The sequence below is a fragment of the Sphingobacterium paludis genome (assembly GCF_004364125.1).
Lineage (GTDB): Bacteria > Bacteroidota > Bacteroidia > Sphingobacteriales > Sphingobacteriaceae > Sphingobacterium > Sphingobacterium paludis.
This window is the reverse complement of the sequence record NZ_SNZV01000002.1, coordinates 51,439-75,112: the sequence shown is the minus strand read 5'-3', so window position 1 is coordinate 75,112 and position 23,674 is coordinate 51,439. Positions and strand designations below refer to the sequence as shown.

Annotated in this window: 21 protein-coding genes and 3 tRNA genes; 15 read left to right on the top strand and 9 right to left on the bottom strand. The window is 44.9% G+C overall.

Going from position 1 to position 23,674, the window contains the following annotated elements; genetic code table 11:
* The first annotated feature begins 1 nt into the window (after position 1).
* From lptC to B0I21_RS03245, 9 genes are all read left to right on the top strand, one after another.
* Complete coding sequence (gene lptC, locus B0I21_RS03285; RefSeq protein ID WP_133639058.1) at positions 2–598, top strand: LPS export ABC transporter periplasmic protein LptC; 597 nt, start codon at positions 2–4, stop codon at positions 596–598.
* 152 nt (positions 599–750) lie between these two features.
* Entirely contained in the window at positions 751–2,859 is a 2,109-nt protein-coding gene (locus B0I21_RS03280; RefSeq protein ID WP_133639057.1) for a peptidylprolyl isomerase, read from the top strand.
* A gap of 60 nt (positions 2,860–2,919) precedes the next feature.
* Complete coding sequence (locus B0I21_RS03275; RefSeq protein ID WP_133639056.1) at positions 2,920–3,435, top strand: DUF2480 family protein; 516 nt, start codon at positions 2,920–2,922, stop codon at positions 3,433–3,435.
* Between the two features lie 31 nt (positions 3,436–3,466).
* Entirely contained in the window at positions 3,467–4,258 is a 792-nt protein-coding gene (locus tag B0I21_RS03270; protein WP_133639055.1) for a DUF3108 domain-containing protein, read from the top strand.
* Positions 4,259–4,266: 8 nt separating this feature from the next.
* A complete protein-coding gene (locus B0I21_RS03265; protein WP_133639054.1) occupies positions 4,267–4,830 on the top strand; it encodes a DUF3109 family protein in 564 nt (187 codons plus the stop codon).
* Positions 4,831–4,978: 148 nt separating this feature from the next.
* Positions 4,979–5,950: a polyprenyl synthetase family protein gene (locus tag B0I21_RS03260; protein ID WP_133639053.1), complete on the top strand. Its 972-nt coding sequence runs from the start codon at positions 4,979–4,981 to the stop codon at positions 5,948–5,950.
* A gap of 13 nt (positions 5,951–5,963) precedes the next feature.
* Positions 5,964–7,016, top strand: coding sequence for a TerC/Alx family metal homeostasis membrane protein (locus B0I21_RS03255; RefSeq protein ID WP_133639052.1), 1,053 nt, complete (start codon positions 5,964–5,966; stop codon positions 7,014–7,016).
* Positions 7,017–7,265: 249 nt separating this feature from the next.
* Positions 7,266–8,450 carry a C1 family peptidase gene (locus B0I21_RS03250; RefSeq protein WP_133639051.1) on the top strand — a complete coding sequence of 395 codons (1,185 nt, stop codon included), beginning with the start codon at positions 7,266–7,268 and terminating at the stop codon, positions 8,448–8,450.
* A gap of 103 nt (positions 8,451–8,553) precedes the next feature.
* Positions 8,554–9,789, top strand: coding sequence for a thioredoxin family protein (locus B0I21_RS03245; RefSeq protein WP_243835933.1), 1,236 nt, complete (start codon positions 8,554–8,556; stop codon positions 9,787–9,789).
* Positions 9,790–9,801: 12 nt separating this feature from the next.
* Here B0I21_RS03245 and B0I21_RS03240 read toward each other — a convergent pair whose 3' ends face one another.
* Both B0I21_RS03240 and B0I21_RS03235 read right to left on the bottom strand, forming a co-directional pair.
* Complete coding sequence (locus B0I21_RS03240) at positions 9,802–10,362, bottom strand: Crp/Fnr family transcriptional regulator (RefSeq protein ID WP_208292257.1); 561 nt, start codon at positions 10,360–10,362, stop codon at positions 9,802–9,804.
* Positions 10,350–11,093, bottom strand: a complete 744-nt coding sequence (locus B0I21_RS03235; protein WP_133639048.1) for a UDP-2,3-diacylglucosamine diphosphatase — start codon at positions 11,091–11,093, stop codon at positions 10,350–10,352. Before B0I21_RS03235 ends, B0I21_RS03240 begins: the two co-directional genes overlap by 13 nt.
* Positions 11,094–11,317: 224 nt before the next feature.
* On the opposite strand from B0I21_RS03235, the gene B0I21_RS03230 reads away from it, so the two are divergent.
* Positions 11,318–13,399, top strand: a complete 2,082-nt coding sequence (locus tag B0I21_RS03230; protein ID WP_394346341.1) for a prolyl oligopeptidase family serine peptidase — start codon at positions 11,318–11,320, stop codon at positions 13,397–13,399.
* A gap of 851 nt (positions 13,400–14,250) precedes the next feature.
* On the opposite strand, the gene B0I21_RS03225 is transcribed toward B0I21_RS03230, so the two are convergent.
* The 7 genes from B0I21_RS03225 to B0I21_RS03195 form a co-directional block, all read right to left on the bottom strand.
* Positions 14,251–14,324: transfer RNA gene (locus B0I21_RS03225), tRNA-Asp, on the bottom strand.
* 31 nt (positions 14,325–14,355) lie between these two features.
* Positions 14,356–14,429, bottom strand: a tRNA-Asp gene (locus B0I21_RS03220).
* A 58-nt stretch (positions 14,430–14,487) separates the two neighbouring features.
* Positions 14,488–14,561, bottom strand: a tRNA-Asp gene (locus B0I21_RS03215).
* Between the two features lie 71 nt (positions 14,562–14,632).
* Positions 14,633–15,706 carry a peptide chain release factor 1 gene (gene prfA / locus B0I21_RS03210; RefSeq protein ID WP_133639047.1) on the bottom strand — a complete coding sequence of 358 codons (1,074 nt, stop codon included), beginning with the start codon at positions 15,704–15,706 and terminating at the stop codon, positions 14,633–14,635.
* 74 nt (positions 15,707–15,780) lie between these two features.
* Positions 15,781–16,110 (bottom strand): DMT family transporter, encoded by a 330-nt coding sequence (locus B0I21_RS03205; RefSeq protein WP_133639046.1) that lies wholly within the window; start codon positions 16,108–16,110, stop codon positions 15,781–15,783.
* Positions 16,111–16,188: 78 nt separating this feature from the next.
* Complete coding sequence (locus tag B0I21_RS03200) at positions 16,189–17,586, bottom strand: Gfo/Idh/MocA family protein (RefSeq protein WP_133639045.1); 1,398 nt, start codon at positions 17,584–17,586, stop codon at positions 16,189–16,191.
* A gap of 167 nt (positions 17,587–17,753) precedes the next feature.
* The gene (locus B0I21_RS03195; protein WP_133639044.1) at positions 17,754–18,581 is read right to left on the bottom strand and encodes a glycogen/starch synthase; all 828 of its coding nucleotides are present in this window, start codon (positions 18,579–18,581) and stop codon (positions 17,754–17,756) included.
* A gap of 144 nt (positions 18,582–18,725) precedes the next feature.
* Between B0I21_RS03195 and panC the strand changes: the two genes are divergently transcribed.
* The 5 genes from panC to B0I21_RS03170 all read left to right on the top strand — a co-directional run bounded on the left by panC (position 18,726) and on the right by B0I21_RS03170 (position 23,665).
* A complete protein-coding gene (gene panC, locus B0I21_RS03190; RefSeq protein WP_133639043.1) occupies positions 18,726–19,571 on the top strand; it encodes a pantoate--beta-alanine ligase in 846 nt (281 codons plus the stop codon).
* Positions 19,572–19,704: 133 nt separating this feature from the next.
* Entirely contained in the window at positions 19,705–20,055 is a 351-nt protein-coding gene (panD, locus tag B0I21_RS03185) for an aspartate 1-decarboxylase (RefSeq protein ID WP_133639042.1), read from the top strand.
* Between the two features lie 58 nt (positions 20,056–20,113).
* Entirely contained in the window at positions 20,114–20,479 is a 366-nt protein-coding gene (locus tag B0I21_RS03180; protein WP_133639041.1) for a hypothetical protein, read from the top strand.
* Between the two features lie 223 nt (positions 20,480–20,702).
* Positions 20,703–23,048 carry a TonB-dependent receptor gene (locus B0I21_RS03175; protein WP_133639040.1) on the top strand — a complete coding sequence of 782 codons (2,346 nt, stop codon included), beginning with the start codon at positions 20,703–20,705 and terminating at the stop codon, positions 23,046–23,048.
* 125 nt (positions 23,049–23,173) lie between these two features.
* Positions 23,174–23,665, top strand: a complete 492-nt coding sequence (locus B0I21_RS03170; protein ID WP_133639039.1) for a thioredoxin family protein — start codon at positions 23,174–23,176, stop codon at positions 23,663–23,665.
* The last annotated feature ends 9 nt before the right edge of the window (positions 23,666–23,674 follow it).

The following is a 23,674-nucleotide window of genomic DNA, read 5'->3' as shown; positions in this document are numbered from 1 at the left end:
CATGCGGAGCAAAAGGATACCATATACCTGGCCTTTTATGTGCTGTATCGGGTTAATGGCAAGCCTGTTCACGGCCTGTGAGAATGATCTGCGCGATGTGGAAAAGATCGCGAACATCCAGCAGGAAGAGAACGTCAACATATCACGAGATGTTATCGTCACCTACAGCGATTCGGCCAGGGTTAAAGCCCAGCTTACGGCGCCCGAGCTACGGGAATATCCGGATAGCGTAGGGATGTATGAATTTAAAAAGGGGACGCTGATCCGTTTTTTTGACGAAAACGGTGCCGAATCGCAACGCATAAAATCCGATTATGCAACACAGAAAGCCAAAGAAGGCATCACAGAGTTTCGGCGGAATGTCGTCATCACGATGGCGAATGGCTCCATCGTAAAAACGGAGGAGCTGTTTTTCGACGAAAAGAAAAACATCTATTATAACACGGTACCTATCGTATTTGATCTAAAAGATGGGCGGGGCAGCTTTCAGGCCACCAGCTTTATATCCGATTCGGATTTTAAAAAGATCGATGGTCAAAATATGACGGGATTTTATATTCCTAGCAGTGACGCACAATTCCCGCGATTTGGACAATAAAGCCATGTATAACAATTCTTCTCAAATTAAGTTTCCCTCCTTCAGAATTTTTTATATTTTTTTTTCATAAAAATTGTATCTTGCGCCTTGTTTTAAATACAGATGAAAACAAACTAAAAAAAGCATTTACAAAATAACACAGTATATAGATTATGGGATTAATGAGCTATTTGCGGAACCGAGCGGGGTTGGTGGTCACCATCATCGGTTTAGCAATTGTTGCGTTTTTATTGGGAGACATCATCAATGTTGGGACTCCATTTTGGGCGAAAAGCCAAAATCAAGTTGGTAGCGTAAACGGCGAATCCATCGATTACCAAGTATTCAACGCGCAGGTCGATCAAACCACGGCCATGTACCAGCAACAAATGGGAGGTGCAGCGTCTCCGCAAATCCGTTCTTATGCTGTTCAGCAGGTATGGAACCAATTCGTTTCGCAGGAACTATTGAAACAAGAAATTGAGAAACTGGGATTGACCGTTGGCAAGGATGAGTTGAATAGCTTGGTCACAGGCAGTAACCCTTCACCGCAGATTGTACAGGCCTTTACCAACCCAGAAACTGGCGTATTCGACAAAAACCAGCTTAACACCTTTATTTCGCAGGTTAATACGCAAGGCACGCCAGAGATGGTTCAGCAGTGGGATATGCTGTTGGAAAATATTCGTAACGAGCGTTTAAACCAAAAATATTCAAACTTGCTGAGCAATAGTGTATACGTGACGGCTCTTGAGGCACAAGAGGAGTACAACCAACGCAATAAATTGGCTAACTTCAAATACTTGATGCTCGATTACTCATCCGTAAAAGACGGCGAAATCAAGCTTACGGATAGCGATTACAAAGCATACTACGATGCCCATAAAAACGCATTCAAAAATCCGGAAGAAACGCGTTCGATTGAATACGTATTGTTTGATGCAACACCAACGGCCAATGATACAGCAGCAACAAAGTCTACTATCGACCAGCTGAAAACAGAATTGATCAATTCAAAAACAGATTCGCTATTTGCGGCTGTTAACTCTGACACAAAACATCCTTTTACGTATATGCGTAAAGGGCAGGTAAGTCCTGATCTGGATTCCGTTTTATTCAATGTACCGGTTGGTACGACAGTAGGGCCATTTCTATCGAATGGCGTGTATGAAATTGCCAAGGTTGTGGACGCTAAATTCAGCCCAGACTCTGTAAAAGCTTCGCATATCCTTCTAAACGCTACGAAGGAAGGTGGCGTAGACAAAGCGACCGCGAAAGCTGATTCGATAAAAGGTCTTATCCAAAAGGGAGAAAGCTTTTCAGCACTAGCCGTTCAGTTCAGCGAAGATCAAGGCAGTAAAGTAAATGGTGGCGATTTGGGAACATTCCCTCGCGGCCAAATGGTACCTGAATTTGATGAGGCAGTATTCTCCGGCAAACCGGGAGAAGTGGTTGTCGTAAACAGCAGATTTGGGACACACATCATCAAAATCGAAAAGCAGATCGGTAACTCTAAAATCGTGAAAGCAGCCATCGTTGATAAAGCGATCAACAGTGGAAAAGCCACTACAGATGCTGCCTACGCGAAAGCAAATAATTTCTTCGGCGATGCGGACAAGAAAAACTTTAGCGAAGTAGCTGCCAAACAAGGTGCAAAATTGCAAAAGATTGATCGCGCTGTGGCCATGGATAATAATTTCAATGGCGTCGAAGTGCCTCGCGATCTAGTTCGTTGGGTATTTGAAGCCAAAAAAGGTGAAGTTTCGGAAAAGATATTTGATACGGACCAGCATTTTATCGTAGCTCGCGTCGTTGACATTCAACCGAAAGGACATTTATCACTAGAAGCTGTAAAGCCACAAATTGATGCGCAAGTGAAGAACGAGGTGAAAGCGAAAATGCTAACCGAGAAGTTGAACAATGCGTTAAATGGTGCTTCCAATGTTGATCAAGCTGCTCAAAAACTTGGAAAAACAGCGGTAGCAGTAGAAAACATTGTACTAGCAAACCCTGTGTTGCCGGGTGTAGCTTTAGAGCCTGCCGTTGTAGGTACGGCGTTCGGACTGCAGCCTAATAAGGTCTCCAAATCAGTAAAAGGTATCCAAGGTGTATATGCAGTACAAGTGAACAGCTTTGTGAATCCTGCTGAGCTCGTTGCTAGCGATATGGCCAATCAGAAAAAACAAATGCAGGCATCCAAGTCGCAACGCGCATGGGCGTCAATCTACCAAGCGCTTCAAAACAAAGCCGATATTGATGACAATCGCATTAGATTCTATTAAGATATAATCTGTAACTTTATAGCCGGGCAAATTAGCCCGGCTTTTTTATTTTAGGATCGCATGGACATTCAGGAAACTATAGTCAACAAAGTGGCACAAAGCGGGTTAATCACCGTTGACTTGGCGAATTACGCACCCAACGCGGATGTATTGGTTTATGACATCAAAGACAACTTGTTTCATGGACTCATATTAAAAGAGAAAGATTTTAGGGAGTTCATTAAAGAGCATGATTGGTCGCAGTACAGTGGAAAGCACGTAGGCATCATATGCTCTACCGATGCTATTGTCCCTACCTGGGCGTACATGCTGCTTGCAAACAAGCTCGAACCCCATGCACGGAGCGTGCATTTTGGCGGTGCAGACACCGTACGCGACACCGTTTTTGCCGAAAACATGAAAGACATCGATTTTTCTGCATATCAAGACCAACGTGTGGTTGTCAAAGGCTGCGGCGATATTTATGTTCCCGAATCCGCCTTCGTTACCTTTACGGTCAACCTGAGTAAAGTAGCCAAAAGTATTATGTACGGCGAACCCTGTTCAACCGTTCCAGTATTTAAACGCAAAAGTTAAACTATTGGCAGCCATTTATGTCAACCCTTCTATGAGAAAGTTATACGCGGTCATTTTCATTATGCTTAGTTACCTAAGCTCGGTTTATGCGCAAAACCTCCCCTATTTACCAAACCCCACGTACAAGGAAGGCGAGAAGCTCACCTACAAGCTGCGTTATGGCGTTATTTCTGCAGCAACAGGTACGCTAAAAGTTGAAAAATCAAAATTGCGGTTTAGCAACCCGAATGCCTATCATCTATCGGCCTTCGGCCAAACATCTGGGGCATTCTCGGTGTTTTACACGGTCAAAAACCAATATGATTCGTATATTGATGGCGACAACTATCTTCCCTATTTATACACGGAAGATATTCATGAGGGTAGCTATACACGAAAGGAATATGCCACATTTGACCACAGAAACAAGAAAGTTTCCGGTAAAAAAGGAACGTTTACCAGTCCGACCTCCCAGTTTTTCGACTTATTATCTGCTTATTATTTTTCCCGCAACTTGGACCTATCATCGTTAAAGAAAGGCGATACGTTTAAGATCAGCTATTTTTTGAATGATGAAGTATCCCAACTGGGGATAAAATACATAGGCATAGAAAAAATAAAGACATCGCTAGGGACGCTGGAATGCATTAAACTGAGCCCGGAAATTAAATCCGGGAGAATTTTTAAGAAGGATAGCCAACTGTTCCTATGGGTCACCAATGATGGCAATAGGATCCCCGTTAAAGCGCAGGTGGAAATTTTGATTGGGTCAGTAACAATGGAGCTTACACAAGCTAGCGGATTAAAGCACAAGCTCGGCGAGCGGGTAAGTTATTCAAAATAAAGTAAGAGATGATAGAAGTAGGCCACGTATTGGTGCACGAAGATGTGATAAAGAATGACTTCGTCTGCAATTTAACAAAGTGTAAAGGGATATGCTGTGTGGAGGGCGATGCGGGCGCGCCGTTGCAGCCAAAAGAAACGGATATCCTGCGAGACATCTATCCAAAGGTAAAACCATATATGACGGCAGCGGGTATCAAAGCTATCGAAGAACAAGGTACCCATGTGGTTGATGCCGATGGCGACTTAACTACCACCTGTGTCGATGGAAATAAGGAATGTGCTTATGTCACTTGGGAAAATGGCATTACGAAATGTGCTATAGAAAAAGCGTACGAACTGGGTGAAGTAGATTGGAAAAAGCCTATTTCATGCCACCTCTATCCTATCCGGACAACCCAATACCCGGAGTTTGAAGTGCTACACTACGACCGCTGGCATATTTGCCACGACGCATGCACATTCGGAAAAGAATTGGGCGTACCTGTTTATACTTTCCTGAAAGATCCTCTTATCCGCCAATATGGCGAACAATGGTACAAGGAATTAGAGCAAGCTGTAGAAGCCTTGTAGTCCGATCTATATAAATAATTAGCCTATCCACCACCCTATGCGGTATCCACGTTATTTTCATTCCCGTTTGTGTGCCGCAATCATGGATATTTGCTATATTTATCGCAGTTTTAACCGCTTAAACGATATGGTTATTTAGCCATTTTCCATGCTGAAATTAAAAGATATACAAACCCCAATAGCAGAAGAGCTCAAAATTTTTGAGGGTCGATTTAAAGAGTCGATGCGCAGCCCCGTTCCGCTACTGAATCGCATCACCCAATATATCATTAAACAAAAAGGGAAACAAATGCGCCCGATGTTTGTCTTCTTATCTGCCGGCCTTTGTGGTGGAATTAACGATTCTACATACCGCGGGGCTTCATTGGTTGAGCTGTTGCACACCGCATCGCTTGTACATGATGATGTGGTTGATAATGCCAATGAACGCAGGGGCTTTTTTAGTGTTAACGCGCTTTGGAAAAACAAGGTGGCGGTATTGATAGGCGACTTTTTATTGGCAAAAGGCCTGCTTCTTTCGGTACGCAATGACGAGCATGCGCTTTTGAAAATTGTATCGGAGGCCGTGGAGCAAATGAGCGAAGGTGAGCTTTTACAGATTGAGAAAGCAAGAAAGCTCGATATAAAGGAGGATATCTATTTTGAAATTATCCGAAAAAAGACAGCGTCCCTTATTGCATCCTGTTGTGCCAGCGGGGCGTGCTCTGCCGGAGTAGACGAAGAGAAAGTGAGCCTGTTGCGAACGTTCGGAGAGAAGGTGGGGATTGCATTCCAAATCAAAGACGATCTTTTTGATTTTGGGTTAGATGACGTAGGAAAGCCGGTTGGAAACGATATCAAGGAAAAGAAATTGACGCTACCACTGATTTATGCGTTGAAAAACACATCCACTTCGGAGAAGAGAAGGATTATCAATTTAATACGCAACCACAGTGAGCAGAAGGAAAAGGTAGCCGAAGTCATAGCATTCGTGCGAAGCAGCGGCGGAATGGACTACGCCACGCAGAAAATGTTGCAATATCAGGCGGAAGCATTCGAGATTTTAGCAACTTTTCCAGATAATATATACCGTACCGCTTTAGAACAACTGGTACGATTTACAACAGAAAGAAATAAATAGCAGATTAACCCCTATGAGCCACGAGTTATATTTTTTTGGAGGATTTGTCATCTTCATTATCCTCATGCTAGCGGTAGACTTAGGTCTCTTTTCCAAGAGCGACAAGCCAATTACCCTGAAAGCAGCCGCAATTATGAGTGCCATTTGGGTTTTATTTGCCTTGGCTTTTAGCCTCGTCCTCTACTTTTGGGGGAACGAACTGCATGATGTGCATGATTTCGCGACACTTCAAGCCGTCATTGAAAAGCACTACCATAACATCACGCCCATAGGAAGCGACTTAGAAGCCAGCCTGCGCATTTATAACAAAACATTAACCATAGAATATCTAACGGGCTACGTGGTTGAATATGCTCTTTCTGTAGACAATATCTTTGTCATGGTGCTCCTGTTTTCTTCCTTTGGTATACCTGAAAAATACTACCATAAAGTTTTGGTGTGGGGTATTATCGGGGCAATTGTACTCCGCTGTATCTTTATCTTCGTTGGTGCGGCATTGATCGCCAAATTTGGCTGGATATTATATGTCTTCGGTGCCTTTTTGGTTTACACCGGAATCAACATGTACATCAACCGAAATAAGGAAGAAGAGGTTGATCCACAAAACCACCCGGTAGTTAAGTTCGCATCCAAATACTTCAAGGTAACACCTCGTCTAGACGGGGGTAAATTTTTCCATATAGAAAATGGTGTGCGCTTTATGACGCCACTCTTTCTTGTGCTGTTGGTTATCGAATTTACGGATTTAATCTTCGCGGTGGATTCCATTCCAGCAATATTCTCCGTGACCAAAGATCCCTACATCGTATTCTTCTCTAATATCTTTGCTGTGTTAGGCCTCCGTTCGATGTTCTTTCTCTTGGTCAATATTATTCATAAATTCCACTACCTAAAAGTTGGATTGGCATTTTTGTTAATCTTTATTGGCGCCAAAATGCTTTTACATAGCTGGCTGGAAAGTTTTGGGTTTGAAACCATCCATTCGCTAATCATTATCATCTCTATTTTGGTCATAAGCGTGGTGGCGTCGCTTATGTTTCCAAAAAAGGAAAACTTAACGCAGTAAACAGCGCGGTTAAGAGTAGTTTATAACGATTGCATCCTCCTTATTGCTATGGAGGGCGTAAAAATTCGTCCTTTATTAGGGTGTGAAACAAATCACGAACAACATCGGGCTTGTAATAGCTGAAATTTTCGGTTCACAGGTTATGATTGCGCGTTTGCTTCTAAAATTCTGAGTGCTTCATGATTTTTACAATCCACCTACGGTATAAAACCATTTAAAATAATAACTTCGTGAAATTTATTTATACGAATGAACTGGAATAAATCGATATTTCTTGCAGCTGCCCTATTTGCTGCAGCCGGTCAGGTACAGGCGCAGGACAACCTGATCAACTCCCTAAAAAATAATGTAAGTGACAATAGCCGAGAAGGGTTTAAATTTACCGAAGTCTTAAACCTCGGCAATACCTCGATCAAAGACCAAGGTTCGTCCGGAACATGTTGGTCTTACTCTGGTAATTCTTTCTTAGAATCAGAAATGATCCGGATGGGCAAACAGCCTGTCGATATTTCACCGATCTTTACTGCGAGAAACACCTACATTGAGAAAGCAAAAAACTATGTACGCCTGCATGGCGATCAAGCGCAAGGCGATGGTGGCCAACTGCATGATGTGCTGACCATTTTTCGCCAATATGGGGCTGTTCCTAGGGAGGTATATTCAGGCTTGCCCGCAGACCAAAATCGGAATAACTTTTCGGAAATGGGGCCATTGCTGCAAGGCATGACCGAAACCATTGCGAAGAGCAAAAGACCGAGCAGCAATTGGTTAAACGCATTTACCGCTGCTATGGATGCCTATTTAGGAGAAGTTCCAACATCTTTCCAGTACAAAGGAAAATCGTACACGCCGCGAACCTTCGCAGACCAAGTGGTCGGTATTAATCCGGATGACTATGTTGGAATCTCCTCTTTCGATGAGCATGCCTATTACAAACCTTTTGTGTTGTTGATTCCTGATAATTGGTCATTCGAGCGCTTTTACAATGTTCAGATCAATGAACTAACAGATATTATTGATAACGCGCTAAAAAATGGATACACAGTAGCTTGGGCGACTGATGTGTCAGAAAAAAGCTTTAGCTGGAAAAATGGCGTGGCGTTCGTACCGGAAAAACCCGTAGAGCAAATGACCAAAGAAGAGCAAGACAACTTGTTTAACGGGCCAAAAGCGGAACCATCGATAACGGCTGCGCAACGTCAACAAGCATTTGATAACTATACCACCACAGATGATCATGGTATGCATATCGTGGGTCTGGTAAAGGATCAAAACGGAAAAGAGTATTACATCGTGAAAAACTCTTGGGGCGAAACAAACGACTACAAGGGCTACATGTATGTTACGAAAGAGTATGTTCGCTACAAGACTATATCACTTTTGTTACACAAGAAAGCGCTTACAAAAAATTTATCGGCCAAATTAGGGGTTTAAAAGCGTTCTAAGACACATTACGATCTCAGGGAAATAAATCCCTGAGATTTTTTTATGCTTTTTCTGTAGATTAGAGTATAATTTTACGTATAAATCTCACATTATGAAAAAGCTAATTCTAACCATGCTCATCATTTTCCCCATCTTATCCTTCGCTCAGGAAAAGGGGATTGCATTCGAACACCAAAGCAGTTGGGCTAAAGTGAAAGCCAAAGCGAAAGCAGAGAACAAGCATATTTTTGTGGATTGTTTCACGACTTGGTGCGGTCCATGTAAATACATGTCGTCCACTATATTTCCGCAAGAGAAGGTAGGTGACTTTTTCAACAAGAATTTCGTGAACCTCAAGCTGCAAATGGATCAAACCAAAGAGGATAGCCAGGAGGTTAAAGCTTGGTATGATGAAGCAAACCGGTTTGCCACAGATTATGCGGTGCGCGCATACCCTACATTTTTAATATTTAGCCCGGATGGCGAGCTTGTACACCGCATTATAGGCGGCGGCGAAGCCGACGATTTTATAGCAAAGGCACAGGCGGGCCTCAATCCGGAAACGCAGTACATAACGCTTGTCAAGCAATTTGAAAAAAATCCGCAAGACGCCGAAATCGCTAAAAAAACAGCGCAAGCAGCGAAACTCGCCTACGATCAGGATCTTGAGAAAAAAGCTGCGGCACGTTACGTCGAGCTTGTCGGTGGCGAATCCTTATTGACTGCAGAAAATATCCAACTGTTGATACAGGGTGCCAGCTCGAGCAAATCTGCAGCTTTTGGCATCATAAGGGATCATGCTGCACAAGTGGATGAGCTGCTAAAGGCAAGAAACCGAAAAGCGAATGATATACTATCTTCCGTACTGGCGACGGAACTTATTATGCCGCAATTGCAAAGCAATAATGTAGATTTTGCTGCCTTAAAGCAGAACATCGCAAAAAACCACCCCTATGTAGACATGAGTGGGATATTGGCCAACATCAAAACACAATACTATTTCAAGCAAAAAAATTGGCCAGCCTTTAAGGACGCTGTCAACGAGTTTATCGCGCTAGATGACAAGAAAGTATCGCCGATGTCGCTAAATTCATTTGCATGGTCTGTCTTTGAAAACTGCGACGATCCGGCATGTTTGCAAGCCGCATTAGACTGGAGCAAAAAATCGATAGAAAAGAATGAAGATCCCGCATTTTTGGACACGTACGCAAATTTACTGTACAAAACGGGCGATAAAGATCAAGCTATCATGTGGCAGGAAAAGGCCGTGACAAAAGCAAACGAGAAAGATAAGGAAACCTACGTGGCGACCTTAGATAAGATGAAAAAGGGCGAACCAACTTGGTAAATAAGTTGACCTTTAGATCTTTGCTCTAATCCTGCTAAGCGTCACTTGAGAAATGCCTAAGTATGACGCAATAAAACCCAATTTTATAGTACGCACAAGTTCTGGAGAGCGTTCAAGCAGCTCTTCATAACTTTGCGTTGCTGTTTTGAACAGCTTGGACATTAACCGGTATTCAATCTTCAATGTCTCCATCTCTGCTACGCGGCGGCCCCAGTTGGCAATACCTATTGACCGCGAAAATAATGTTTTAAGCAACAGGACATCGAGCTTATACAAAGTGGATGCTTCCATCGCTTGAATGCACTCATAGCCTGGCTTATTATGCACGTAGCTGTTGAGCGAAATCAAAGCATCGCCGGGGAAAGCAAAATCTAAAATAACTTCCCGCTCTTCTTTGTTGTAAAATACACGGCAGGCTCCTGTACGGATAAAATAGATGTAGCGCGAGTTCTTTCCCGCCTCAATAACATCTTCTGATTTTTTGAAAACGACCTCCTCAAAAATCGTAAGCAATTCTGCTTGATCGGCTGGGTTCAGCGGAGCTATGCGCTGGATAATGGCTAAAGCGTCCATTCTTTTAAGGTCAAGTCTTTGCCATCCCATACAGCGTAAGTGAAATGCTGGATCCACTCCCCTAGATTGATGATGCGGCTATCTGGAGCGAGCGGTAAATCATAGGGCAAATGCCTATGGCCGAAAACAAAGTAATCGAAATGTGTAGATCTTAACTTCTCCTTGGCATATTGCACAAGCCATTCTTTATCCTCCCCGAGAAAGCTTTCCGGCTCCTCGTTGCTCGCACGGCTATGCCGCGACCAGCGTTGGGCAATGCCAATCCCCAGGTTAGGGTGCAAACGTGCAAACAGCCACTGGCACAGCCTACTTCGAAAAAACGATTTCAGAAACTTATATTTCGTATCGCCGGGACCGAGACCATCGCCGTGGTGGATAAAAAACCGCTTACCGTCAAGCTCTAAAATTAGCTCATCACTTACGATGGTCGCTTGTAACTCTTCTTGCAGGTAACCAAACATCCACATATCGTGGTTGCCTTTAAAAAACGTAATCTTCACACCCAGGTCGGCTAGTTCTGCAAGTTTACCCAGAAATCGTATAAAGCCTTTCGGCACGACCGTGCTATACTCAAACCAAAAGTCGAAAACATCGCCAACAAGCAATAATTCCTTAGCGTCTACTTTGATAGTATCCAGCCATGCGATAATACGAAGCTCCCGCGCCCTAGACGTACTTCGAGGCGATACGCCCAAATGAAAATCAGAAGCAAAATATATCTTATCTCTCATGCTGTAGGCTCAAAGCTAGATAAATATTGACGGATAAACAAGCTTGCACCGCAGGCTTGGCAATACCTGATGTTTTGCCTATCAAAATTTGCCTTTCTTTTACCTTTTCGTAAATTGCAGATGAACAGATGCGCTATGCGCTAGAAAATAATCAGATGATGAACAGAAACTTGAGTATCCTGCTTGTGGCGATCAGCTTTAGCGCCTGTCAACAGCAAAAAACTATGGAATCAAAAAAAGACATCCTTCTAAAACCCTATCCAAAGACGGAAAAGATTGACCACAACGACAACTATTTTGGTACCGTCGTCAACGATCCCTACCGATGGCTGGAAGACGACCGCTCGGAGAACACAAAAAAATGGGTTGCCGCAGAAAATGATGTTACAGAAGATTATCTAGCGCAGATTCCTTTTCGCGAGGCTATGCGCGAACGTTTGGAAAATTTGTGGAACTTCGAAAAGGTGACCGCTCCCTTTGAAGAAGGTGCCTACACCTACTACTACAAAAACGACGGTTTGCAAAACCAATACGTCCTTTACCGAAAAAAAGGCGAAGATGGTAAGGAAGAAGTTTTCCTCGATCCTAACAAGTTCTCGGAAGATGGTACAACCTCTTTAGCGGGTGTGTCATTTAGTAAGGACGGCTCGCTGGCGGCCTATCAAATTTCGGAAGGTGGTTCCGATTGGCGAAAGGTTATTTTGCTTGATGCTGCTAAAAATCAGGTCATAGGGGATACGCTTATTGATGTAAAGTTTTCGGGCTTAGCTTGGCATGGTAACGAAGGTTTCTATTACAGCAGTTATGACAAGCCAAAAGATGGTTCTGTGCTATCTGCCATGACCGATCAGCACAAACTGTATTTCCACAAGTTGAATACCGCACAAAAAGACGATCAATTAATCTTTGGTGGGAGCACAACGCCCCGCCGTTACATTGGAGCGAACCTCTCCGAAGACGAGCGCTTTCTGATTGTATCTGCCGCTAATACCACGTCTGGAAACGAACTGTATGTGAAAGATCTGAGCAATGCAGGTGCTGGTTTTATTACGGTAGTGGATAACATGGAGAAGAATCACTACATCATAGATAATGACGGCGCAAAACTATTTATTTATACCGAGTTGAATGCCCCGAATGGAAAAGTTGTGACGGCAGACTTTACCAATCCGACGAGTGCAAACTGGAAAGACTTGATCAAAGAGACTGACCAAGTGCTTTCTCCATCTACGGGCGGCGGTAAGATTTTCGCCAACTACCTGAAAGATGCTACCTCACTGGTAAAACAGTATGACCGGAGTGGTACATTGGAACGCGAAATTGATCTGCCTGGATTAGGCACGGCAGCAGGCTTCGGTGCTAAGCAAAAAGACAAAAGCCTGTACTATTCCTTTACCAACTACGTCAACCCGGGAACGATTTACAAATATGATATTGCCTCTGGCAAATCCGATGTGTATAAAACATCGGCGATAAAATTTGATCCGTCCGGCTATGAATCCAAGCAGGTATTCTACACCTCGAAAGATGGTACACGAGTGCCTATGATCATCACCTACAAAAAAGGCATAAAGCTGGATGGTACGAATCCGACGATGCTCTATGGCTACGGTGGATTCAACGCTAGCCTTACCCCAGCATTTTCGACAAGTAATGTCATGCTGCTGGAGCAGGGTGGTGTGTATGCCGTTGCGAATCTACGTGGTGGTGGCGAATATGGTGAAAACTGGCATTTAGCCGGCACCAAAATGAAAAAGCAGAATGTATTTGACGACTTTATTGCTGCTGCGGAATATCTTATTAGCGAAAAATATACGTCATCGGATAGGTTAGCCATATCTGGCGGATCAAACGGGGGCTTATTGGTCGGCGCTGCGCTGACCCAGCGTCCTGAACTCTTTAAAGTGGCCTTCCCTGCTGTTGGCGTGCTCGACATGTTGCGCTACCACAAGTTCACTGCAGGGGCGGGTTGGGCATTTGACTATGGTACGGCAGATGACAGCAAAGAGATGTTCGAGTACTTGCACGCCTACTCGCCCTATCATGCTTTAAAAGAAGGAACAGCTTATCCGGCCACGATGGTCACCACGGCAGACCATGATGATCGTGTGGTGCCCGCCCATTCGTTTAAGTTTGCCGCGCGTTTGCAGGAATACAACACTGGCGATAACCCCGTGTTGATTCGTATCGATACAAAAGCAGGGCATGGCGCCGGAAAATCTACGGCGATGGTCATTGCCGAGCAGACCGACAAATGGGCGTTCATGTTCCAGAATATGCAATTGAATTACAAAGAGATTAAGTGAGTAGTGGGTAGTGCGTACAGCGTAGTGCGAGAACGATGAGCGTCATGGCGAGGAGGCGATAAGACGACGAAGCAATCTTCAGTATTGGGTAGTGCGTAGAGAGTAGAGAGTAGAAAGTATAGCGTAATGCGAGAACGATGAGCGTCATGGCGAGGAGGCGATAAGACGAGGAAGCAATCTTCAGTATTGAGTAGGGTATAGCGTAGTGGGTAGTGCGTAGAGCGTAGTGCGAGAACGATGAGCGTCATGGCGAGGAGGCGATAAGACGACGAGGAAGCAATCTTCAGTATTGAGTATTGCGTATAGCGTAATGCGAGAACGATGAGCGTCATGGCGAGGAGGAGATACGACGAGCAAGCAATCTTCAGTATTGAGTAGTGCGTAGTGGGTAGTGCGTACAGCGTAGTGCGAGAACGATGAGCGTCATTGCGAGGAGGCGATACGACGACGAAGCAATCTTCAGTATTGGGTATTGCGTAGAGAGTAGAGAGTATAGCGTAATGCGAGAACGATGAGCGTCATGGCGAGGAGGCGATACGACGACGAAGCAATCTTCAGTATTGAGTAGTGCGTAGTGGGTATTGCGTATAGCGTAGTGGGTAGTGCGTACAGCGTAGTGCGAGAACGATGAGCGTCATGGCGAGGAGGCGATACGACGACGAAGCAATCTTCAGTATTGAGTAGTGCGTAGTGAGTATTGCGTACAGCGTAGTGCGAGAACAATGACGGTCATCACGAGCCGGAGGTACGAGCAGGTATTTTTAGCTGCTCGTATTTCTTACTAAATTCTATTACCAGCAATCTGTATAAACAAAAAAAAGCGCTTCTTTTACAAGAGGCGCTTTTTTGAGCGGTCTGGACGGGACTCGAACCCGCGACCCCATGCGTGACAGGCATGTATTCTAACCAGCTGAACTACCAGACCAAAGTCTTTAAAAGAGTAACAAAAAATTGAGCGGTCTGGACGGGACTCGAACCCGCGACCCCATGCGTGACAGGCATGTATTCTAACCAGCTGAACTACCAGACCAATTTCTTTTAAAGTGTATGTTTAAGAACGTTTTGAAGCTAAACTTCTAATTTTTTAGCGGTCTGGACGGGACTCGAACCCGCGACCCCATGCGTGACAGGCATGTATTCTAACCAGCTGAACTACCAGACCTAAACCCTTCTTGCGAGAAGGTGTGCAAATATAGTGTTTATTTCTATATCCGCTAAACTTTTTTGAAAAAACTACTCTACAGCGCCCTCTTTCATCTTTTCTGCATTTTCCGCAAATTGCAACGCGTCGATAATACCTTGAATATCACCATCCATAATAGCTGGCAAATTATACATCGTCATTCCTATGCGGTGCTCGGTAACCCGGCCTTGCGGATAATTGTAGGTACGTACCTTTGCAGAACGGTCACCAGTGGAGACCATCGTCTTACGCTTTGCAGCCACATCGCCATGTTTTTTCTGTACTTCTAGCTCATATAGCTTATTACGCAGCATCTCCATAGCCAGCTCGCGGTTGGCTAATTGCGAACGTTCAACCTGACAGACCACGACAATGCCCGAAGGTTTGTGCGTTAACTGTACCTTGGTTTCCACCTTGTTTACGTTCTGCCCACCGGCACCGCCGGAACGTGATGTTTGCAGCTCAATATCGCCCGGATTGATTTCCACGTCGACATCTTCTGCTTCGGGCAACACAGCCACAGAAGCTGCTGAGGTATGCACGCGACCTTGCGTTTCTGTGTCTGGCACCCGTTGCACGCGGTGCACGCCAGATTCATACTTCAACTGCCCGTATACATCCTCGCCGATTACTTTGAGAATAACCTCCTTGTAGCCACCAGAAGTGCCTTCCGTCACGTCCATGACTTCATTGCGCCAACCTTTCGTTTCGAAATAGCGCGTATACATGCGGTATAGGTCACCAGCAAACAAAGCCGCTTCATCACCACCTGTTCCACCTCGGATTTCGAGAATCGCATTCTTACCATCTTCGGGATCTTTCGGAATAAGCATCAACCGGATTTCCTCTTCTTTCTCTTCCTTTTGGGTATACAGCATATCTTGCTCTTCCTTCGCCATCTCCCGCAATTCCTGATCTTTCTCGTTCACAAGGATGTCTTTGTTCGCATCCATGTTGCTCACGATATTTTTATAGATATGATATTGCTCTACGATTTTTCCCAAGTCTTTATATTCCTTGTTTAACTTCGCAAAGCGTTTCATATCGTTGATGGTATCAGGGTTGCTAAGTTCAGCTTCCACCTCTTCCCATCGTTCTTTTATGGCTTGTAATTTCTCTAACATAATACTTACAGCTACTAGGCTGCGACAGCGAGCCTATCTTTTTTATAGCCACAAAAGTACGTAAAATTTTGGTATTAATGTGACGAAACAACTTTCAGCCCGATGATGGATGCAATCAACGTAAAGATGAAAAACACACGCCAAAAATCGGCCGGTTCTTTGAAAATCAAAATACCGACCAGCACCGTTCCCACGGCACCAATCCCTGTCCAAACGGCATAAGCAGTTCCTAGCGGTAACGTTTGTGTGGCCCGCATTAACAAGAGCATACTAATCAGCAAGCAAATCCCAAACCCCGTATACCAACTGTACATTTCAGTTCCAGTAGTCATTTTCGCTTTCCCTAGGCATGAAGTAAACCCTACTTCAAATAGACCCGCAATAATTAAGATAATCCAGTTCATAGTCGTTCTTATTTTTCGACTACAAATATCCGAACGCCGGTAGCAAATTCCTTTTACATATGCTAAAAAATGCTTTCCCTATCCTCTTTTTTGTTTAGGTTTTAAATCCGTTAACGAATCAATTTTTATCGGTCTTCCTTGCGTAATGCTATTTCTTGCCGCTACACCAATCAGCACAGACATCACGCCATCGCGCAGCCCGGCCGCGTGGCCATAAGGGTCTGCCGCTTCCGGATGCTTGAATAGCTTATCGTGCAGGCGCCGGTCACCACCACCGTGCCCTGCCCGTTCGCTAGACACCTGAATAACCTGATAATCCGCCCAATTCTTGTAGAGCACGAGGGGCTCATGAATCACATCCGTTTGCTCCCGCTGCGCCATTTCCGCCGCATGCAGCTCCTCTTGATCTAGGCTATCATTTTTCATCCACGGAATGTCTAGCCAGGCTTCGACACGTCCTTTCTGTCCATTGAAGGCGATACGCCAACCCTCAAATGGCGAATAGGTCGTTAGGGAGTAATTTGCGATAACGCCATTTGCATATTTAATTTGCGCAGACATCTTATCATAAATATCAATTTCTTGCCGGTATACACAGCCATCACGAATGTAGCCATCATGCTCTTCGTTATCGACATACAGATGCATGGCTTGCGAATCTTTTGTGATATCCCAGTAGTAATCGCATTCCTTCGTATGGGAACAGGTCCGGCAACTGGCGCCACGAAAAGGCCCATTTTTACCATAGTGTTCTAATGCCCCATACGCAAAGACCTCCTCAGGCTCCGAATCAAGCCACCAATTCAATAGATCAAAATGGTGTGTAGCTTTGTGTATCCATAGCGATCCTCCTTTGCTCATCAGCCCGTGCCAGCGACGGAAATACGATGCTCCATGGTGGTTATTGAGATACCAATTAAAATCTACGGATGTAATCTCGCCAATTTCGCCTTTCATGAGCAACTCTTTGATTTTTGTCATGTATGGGCTCCAACGATAATTAAAGCCTACAATCAATTTCTTGCCATACTGGCGTTCAGCATTCAAAATGGCTTGCGCTTTTATTTCATCGGTGGTTAGCGGCTTTTCCGTGAGCACATCACAGCCTGCGGCCAGACCCTCAATAATCTGCTCATGGTGCGTTGCATCTACCGTACACACGATAACCAAATCGGGTTTGGTTTTGCGGAGCATGTCGGTGAAGCTGACAAAGGTTGGGCAATCTACTTTCATAAACTGCTTTCCATACTGCAAGCGGCCTGGATTGATATCGCTTAGCCCGACAAATTCCAACTGCTCGGCATACTGTTCCACCAAGCGGCGCCCCCAAAAGGAAACACCTCGTATACCGGTGCCTACCAAGGTAACCCTCAGTTTTCGAGACAAACCAAACGCATTGGCAGGCAAGGAAACGGCCGATCCGGCAGCAAGCAGCGCAATAGACTGTAAAAATGATCTTCTTGAGAAATTCTCCATGTTTATGTGGTTTAGCATGATTAGCGTACCTGAATTAGATGTACAGGTTGTATCCATCCAAAATACGTAAAAACTTCATGGTAAACAAGAAAGGCGCACAGTTCGCTAGGGGGCGACACAAAAAAAGGCGCTTTGCAGCGCCTCTATAATCATTAATAGTAAAAAACTTAGGCTGATGCAACCTCGGCATCAACAGTTGAAAACTCGTCGAAGACATCGGAAAATCCTTCGTAGTCTTCATCTCCATCGGGTGAAAAGCTACGGATACCTTTTTCTTCAATGTACGCTTTCAATTCCGGATGTACCTCCCCGTCAGGGAATACGGCAATATCCGTAAACGATAGTGCACCTTTGTAAAGATCAACGTAAGAACCATCGCCATACGGAGCAGCTTCTTCGGCAGACATATCCACCTGCGCCGCCATTTCTCCATACTTGGATCCTAACGAACCAAACTCCTCGTTTGCGTAAAGCGAATACATCACCTTTGCATCTTTGAAAGCCGGATCATCCTTGTACGCCGTCTTTAAATAAGCCGGAACCATCGCTGCAAACCAGCCGTGACAATGCACCACATCTGGCGACCAACCCAGCTTTTTCACTGTCTCTAGCGCGCCCTTACAGAAAAACAACGACCGCTCGTTATTATCTGCAAAAAACTCACCCTTCTCATCACGAAAAACTTTTTTCCGCTGGAAATACTCTTCATTATCCAAAAAATAAACCTGCATACGTGCAGCAGGTAATGAAGCTACTTTAATAATGAGCGGATTATCATTGTTATCCACCACGATGTTCATTCCCGACAACCTTATCACTTCATGAAGACGATTTCTGCGCTCGTTGATATTACCAAAACGTGGCATTAGAATCCGGATTTCAAATCCTTTCTCCTGCATAGCTTGTGGTAATTGGCGTGTAATTTCAGAAATTTTACTTATTTCAAGGAAAGGCGACATCTCATGGGTTACAAACAATATTTTCGTTTTTGCCATCTCCAATTGTTTTTTTATTTATCGAATAGTAAAATCGGTACACAAAGGTACACATATTTTATGGATTTTACAATTACTTAGTTTTCACAACTTTATATTCCCAATTTATTTATGCAATTTTACACGCATTTTTAAGCTTTCAACGTGGTAACAATACAAAGCAAAGAAGGGTTGCAGAACGAACTGCACGCTCACCGACAGGGAAATCAAAAAATAGCGTTAGTGCCCACCATGGGCGCCCTGCACGAAGGGCATCTATCCCTAATTCAGGAAGCACAGCAGCTGGCCGATATCGTGGTTTGCAGCATTTTTGTGAATCCGACGCAGTTTAACGACCCGAAAGATCTCGAAAAATATCCACGGCCTATTGAAAATGACATGAAGCTTCTCAAGGATGCGGGCTGCAACATCCTCTTTATGCCTACCGTGGATGAAATGTACCCATCAGACGACGCGTCTTGGCATATCGATCTCGGCCGCCTAGATAGCCTTTGGGAAGGTGAAAAACGACCGGGGCACTTTCAAGGGGTAACGCAGATCGTTTATAAACTCTTTCGCTTGGTTGAGCCTGATATCGCCTGTTTTGGTCAGAAAGATTTCCAGCAAGTAATGGTCATACAACGCTTGGTAGAGCTAAAAGAGCTACCAGTTCATATACATATCTGTCCAACAGTACGCAGTAAAGAAGGATTGGCGCTCAGCTCGCGCAATACGCGTCTTTCCGAAACAGGAAAACAAAAAGCGCTTGCCATTTTCCGTTCGCTATCTTATATCAAAGCGCATATTCACAATAATGCTATACCCGAGGTAAAGGAAGAGGCGCTGCATATACTTACGGAAGACGAGGGAATAACGGTAGAGTATCTCGCTGTATGCACGGCCCGCACCCTAGAAGAAGCAACCCAAATTGAGCCCGGAGAAACTTACGTGGCTCTTGTCGTCGCGTGGATCGAAGGTGTGCGTCTTATCGACAATATGATCTTAACGTAAATGTCATTTTTGCGCGCACAAAATGCTGTTTACCAATAAAAAAAAATGCAAAAAGGCATGGCAAGGCTAGTAAGGCATTGCTTTCTGACAAGCAGAATATAGACTTTCAAAAAAAATACGGTAATTTTGCAGTATGTTAATTGAAGTAATGAAATCGAAAATTCACCGTGTGCGTGTTACGCAGGCTGAATTGAACTATGTGGGGAGTATCACGATAGATGAAGATTTGATGGATGCCGCTAACATCGTTGCCAATGAGAAAGTTCAGATTGTAAACAACAACAATGGTGCTCGTTTGGAAACGTATGTCATCCCTGGTGAGCGAGGAACCGGCACCATATGCCTGAACGGCGCGGCAGCCCGCATGGTACAGGTCGGTGATATCGTCATTATCATTTCGTATGCACACATGACGCCCGAAGAGGCCAAAGCGCATAAACCAGGCTTAGTTTTCCCAGATGATAACAATAAATTAATTGCATAATATCAAAAGCATTCCCTAATTTTATAGCGCTATCCGTTTGGTAGCGCTATATTTTTTGATGCATAGATTAACACATACATACCGTTCCCTCATTGCTTATTTCTTAAGCGCGTGGACCGTCGCCATTATTATCAGTGGTGTTGTTTTTATGCACAAGGAGGTAACCTCCACCGGTGAGATTATTACCCACGTTCACCCTTACGACTTTACCAAAAAAGGACAGCCGCATCATCATGACTCTGATGCGGAGATCCAATACCTGAATGTTGTCTTTGCCGGCGCGTTTTTGGCCCCAGACCTCCAGGTCTTTGAAATGGCCATCACGCCTACTACGCTTCGTATAGACTATGCCGAGCTAACAGAAACAATTCTTTCCCAGGAAATCATTCATTACAACCTCCGCGCCCCCCCGCAACAAGGCTGATTTACATATTTCCTTTTTTAATCCTTCTACAACCCACCATACCCACGGTGCTGTCCGGAACGTATCCTGTATCTGCTATAGTCAGATAGGCAGGAAATGAAGAGTATCGTTATGGTAGTTTTTGAAACGTCCATACAGCATTAGGCAGACCATGTTTGCGAAGCGGCGACAGGGCGGGCTCTGTAGAGAGGAACAGCAGATTGTTGCACTTTACATTTTTTACATGACAAAAATATACCCATGGCTTGTTGCCGCCATTTTTTCTATAACCCCTTTTTTACTAGCAGCACAACAGCAACTTACCGGCACCGTAAGCAATTTACAAGGCGAGCCAATCGCACAGGCAACGGTATTGGTAGACGGCAGCAGTATAGCCGCGGCAACGGATAGCGAAGGAAAATTCACCCTCTTGAAAGTCCCCCAGGATAAGTCTACCATGGTGATCCGCGCGGTAGGCTACCAAACACAAAGAAAGACCCTCACTGCCGCACAAAAAGCAGAATCTATTGCGATACAGCTTCAAGAAGATAATCTGAACATTAACGAAGTGGTGGTTAGTGCCACCCGTTATGGCCTGGATCGCCGGGAGGCACCGGTGGTCGTTAACGTGCTTGGCCAGAAACTATTTAACGCTACGCAGTCCGTGGCCATGTCCGAGACGTTGGCTTACCAACCTGGTGTGCGCGTGGAAAACAATTGCCAAAATTGCGGCTTTTCCCAAGTGCGCCTCAACGGGCTGGAAGGTGCTTACTCACAAATACTCATCAATAGCCGGTCGGTATTCAGTGCTTTAAATAGCGTGTATGGTCTTGATCAAATACCGACCAGTATGATTGATCGTATTGAGGTTGTCAGGAGCGGCGGATCGGCACTTTTCGGTGCTAATGCAATCGCCGGAACCATCAACATCATCACGAAAGACCCCGTCGAAAACGATTGGCAGATTAAGTCGACCAACTCCTTGACCGGCGGCACCTCGTGGGATAATACCCTCGATTTTAACACCTCTTTTGTAGAAGATGACTTGATGAACGGCGTTACGTTTTATGGCATGCACCGCGACCGCCAACCTTGGGATGCAAATGGCGATGGCTTTACCGAAATCACGAAGCTGCGTAACACCACCTTTGGCGCTAAAGCATTCTTTAAACCATCTGAACAGGATAAGATCACCGTGGATATGAGCGTGCTAAACGAATTTCGCCGAGGTGGCGACCGCCTCGATCTCGCACCCCATTTTACCGATATTACCGAGCAAATACAGACAAATTCTATTATCGGGGGCATCACGTATGACCACTATTCCAAAGATTGGAAACATAAAGTATCGCTCTACGCTTCTGCGCAAAAAAGCAACCGCGATAGCTACTACGGTGGCCTCGGTGGTGCCAGAACGCATCAGGACAGCGTGATAGCCGCCAATTCCTATGGCACCACCAATGATTTTGCCATGGTTGCCGGAGCGCAATATAACTACAACTTTGAGCGGGATGTCATAACAGCCGGCGTAGAATACAACGGGAACCGCACGGAAGACCAAATTCCAGCCTATCAACGCCGCATCGATCAAAAGACCCACGCCATCGGCACATACGCGCAATACGAATGGAAGGTGTTTGATCAGCTGAAAGCCTTAATGGGTGCACGCTACGATTACACCTATGTTGACGGCACCTATAGCTTGCTGAATAACAACCGTCGCTCGGATCAAAGTTTCGGAACATTCAGTCCGCGGCTAACCCTTTTATATGACATCAATGATGCCCTGCAATTTAGAGGAGGCTATGCACGTGGCTTCCGTGCGCCGCAGGCTTTTAATGAGGATATGCACGTTACGTCTATAGGCGGCCAACAGGTGTTTGTATTGATGGGCGAGAATCTCGAAACAGAATACTCCAATGCGTATACCGGATCCTTGAACTACACGCGTAATTTTGGAAACACACAGGCCAGCCTATTGGTGGAAGGATTTTTTACCGATCTGCAGAACCCGTTTACGACGGTGATGACATCCGAAGAGGCCGACATCATCCTGCAGGAAATGCGGAATGGAAGTCGTTCGCGCGTTTATGGAAGCAACATCGAGCTTAGCGTGGCACCTTCCAACGCGCTGAGCATACAAGCCGGCGGAACGATCCAGCGTGCGAAATATAATGAGCAGCAGCTTATTTTTGAAGGCGAAGATCCCGCAGACAATATATTAACATCTCGCTACATGCGTACGCCAAATGTATACGGCTACCTCAACACCAACATCAAAGCGACCAAGCAATTTGCCGTCGACTTGACCGGTGTGTATACCGGTCATATGCTGGTACCGCATTACCAACCGGATGGCCGGATGATCATTAAGGACGCTCCCGATTTTATGGAGCTTAACTTGCGCCTGGGCTACACCTTTGCCGTAAAAAAGAACTTTAATGTCGAAGTGTTTACCGGTGTACAAAATATGTTCAACGCGTTCCAGAAAGATTTTGACAGCGGCCCTCTACGGGATTCCGACTATGTGTATGGCCCAACGAAGCCGCGAACCTTTACCTTCGGGGTTAAGATCGGGCATTTCCATTAAGAAGAATACATTTAAACCAGGAGAAGGCTTGTCGCACAAGGCTTTCTCTTGGTTCCTAAATAGCAGGTTAAACGCCCAAAACAGATATATAGCCTACATCGCATGGGAATAAAAAACATAACATTATGATAAATCCATCGCGCCACAAATACTTAATGAGATTATTTGCCTGCTTGTGCTTGCTTTACGTTGGCCTGTCTGCCATGGCGCAACCGAAAGATTCCGTACGCTGGATGACGTTTGAACAATTATCAGATTCGCTACAGACAAACCCTAAACCCGTGTTGTTGTTTTTTCATACAGACTGGTGCGCCTACTGCCGAAAGATGCAACATGATGTTTTCACCGACCAACAGCTTGTGCAACGATTAAACGCCGATTATTATGCCGTGCGCTTCGATGCAGAAAGTGTGGACACGGTACATTTCGACGGGCAGATATTAACAAATGAAGTGACAAAAAAACGTACAGGACGGTACCATGCACTTGCAAAAATATTGGCGGCGCGAGACGGCAACTTTGTCTTTCCTACAACCATTCTTCTGGCGCCAGACTTCACGGTGCGCAAGCGGCATTTTGAATACCTAGACCGCAAGAGGCTTTTGAAGATGCTTTAACCACCCCCG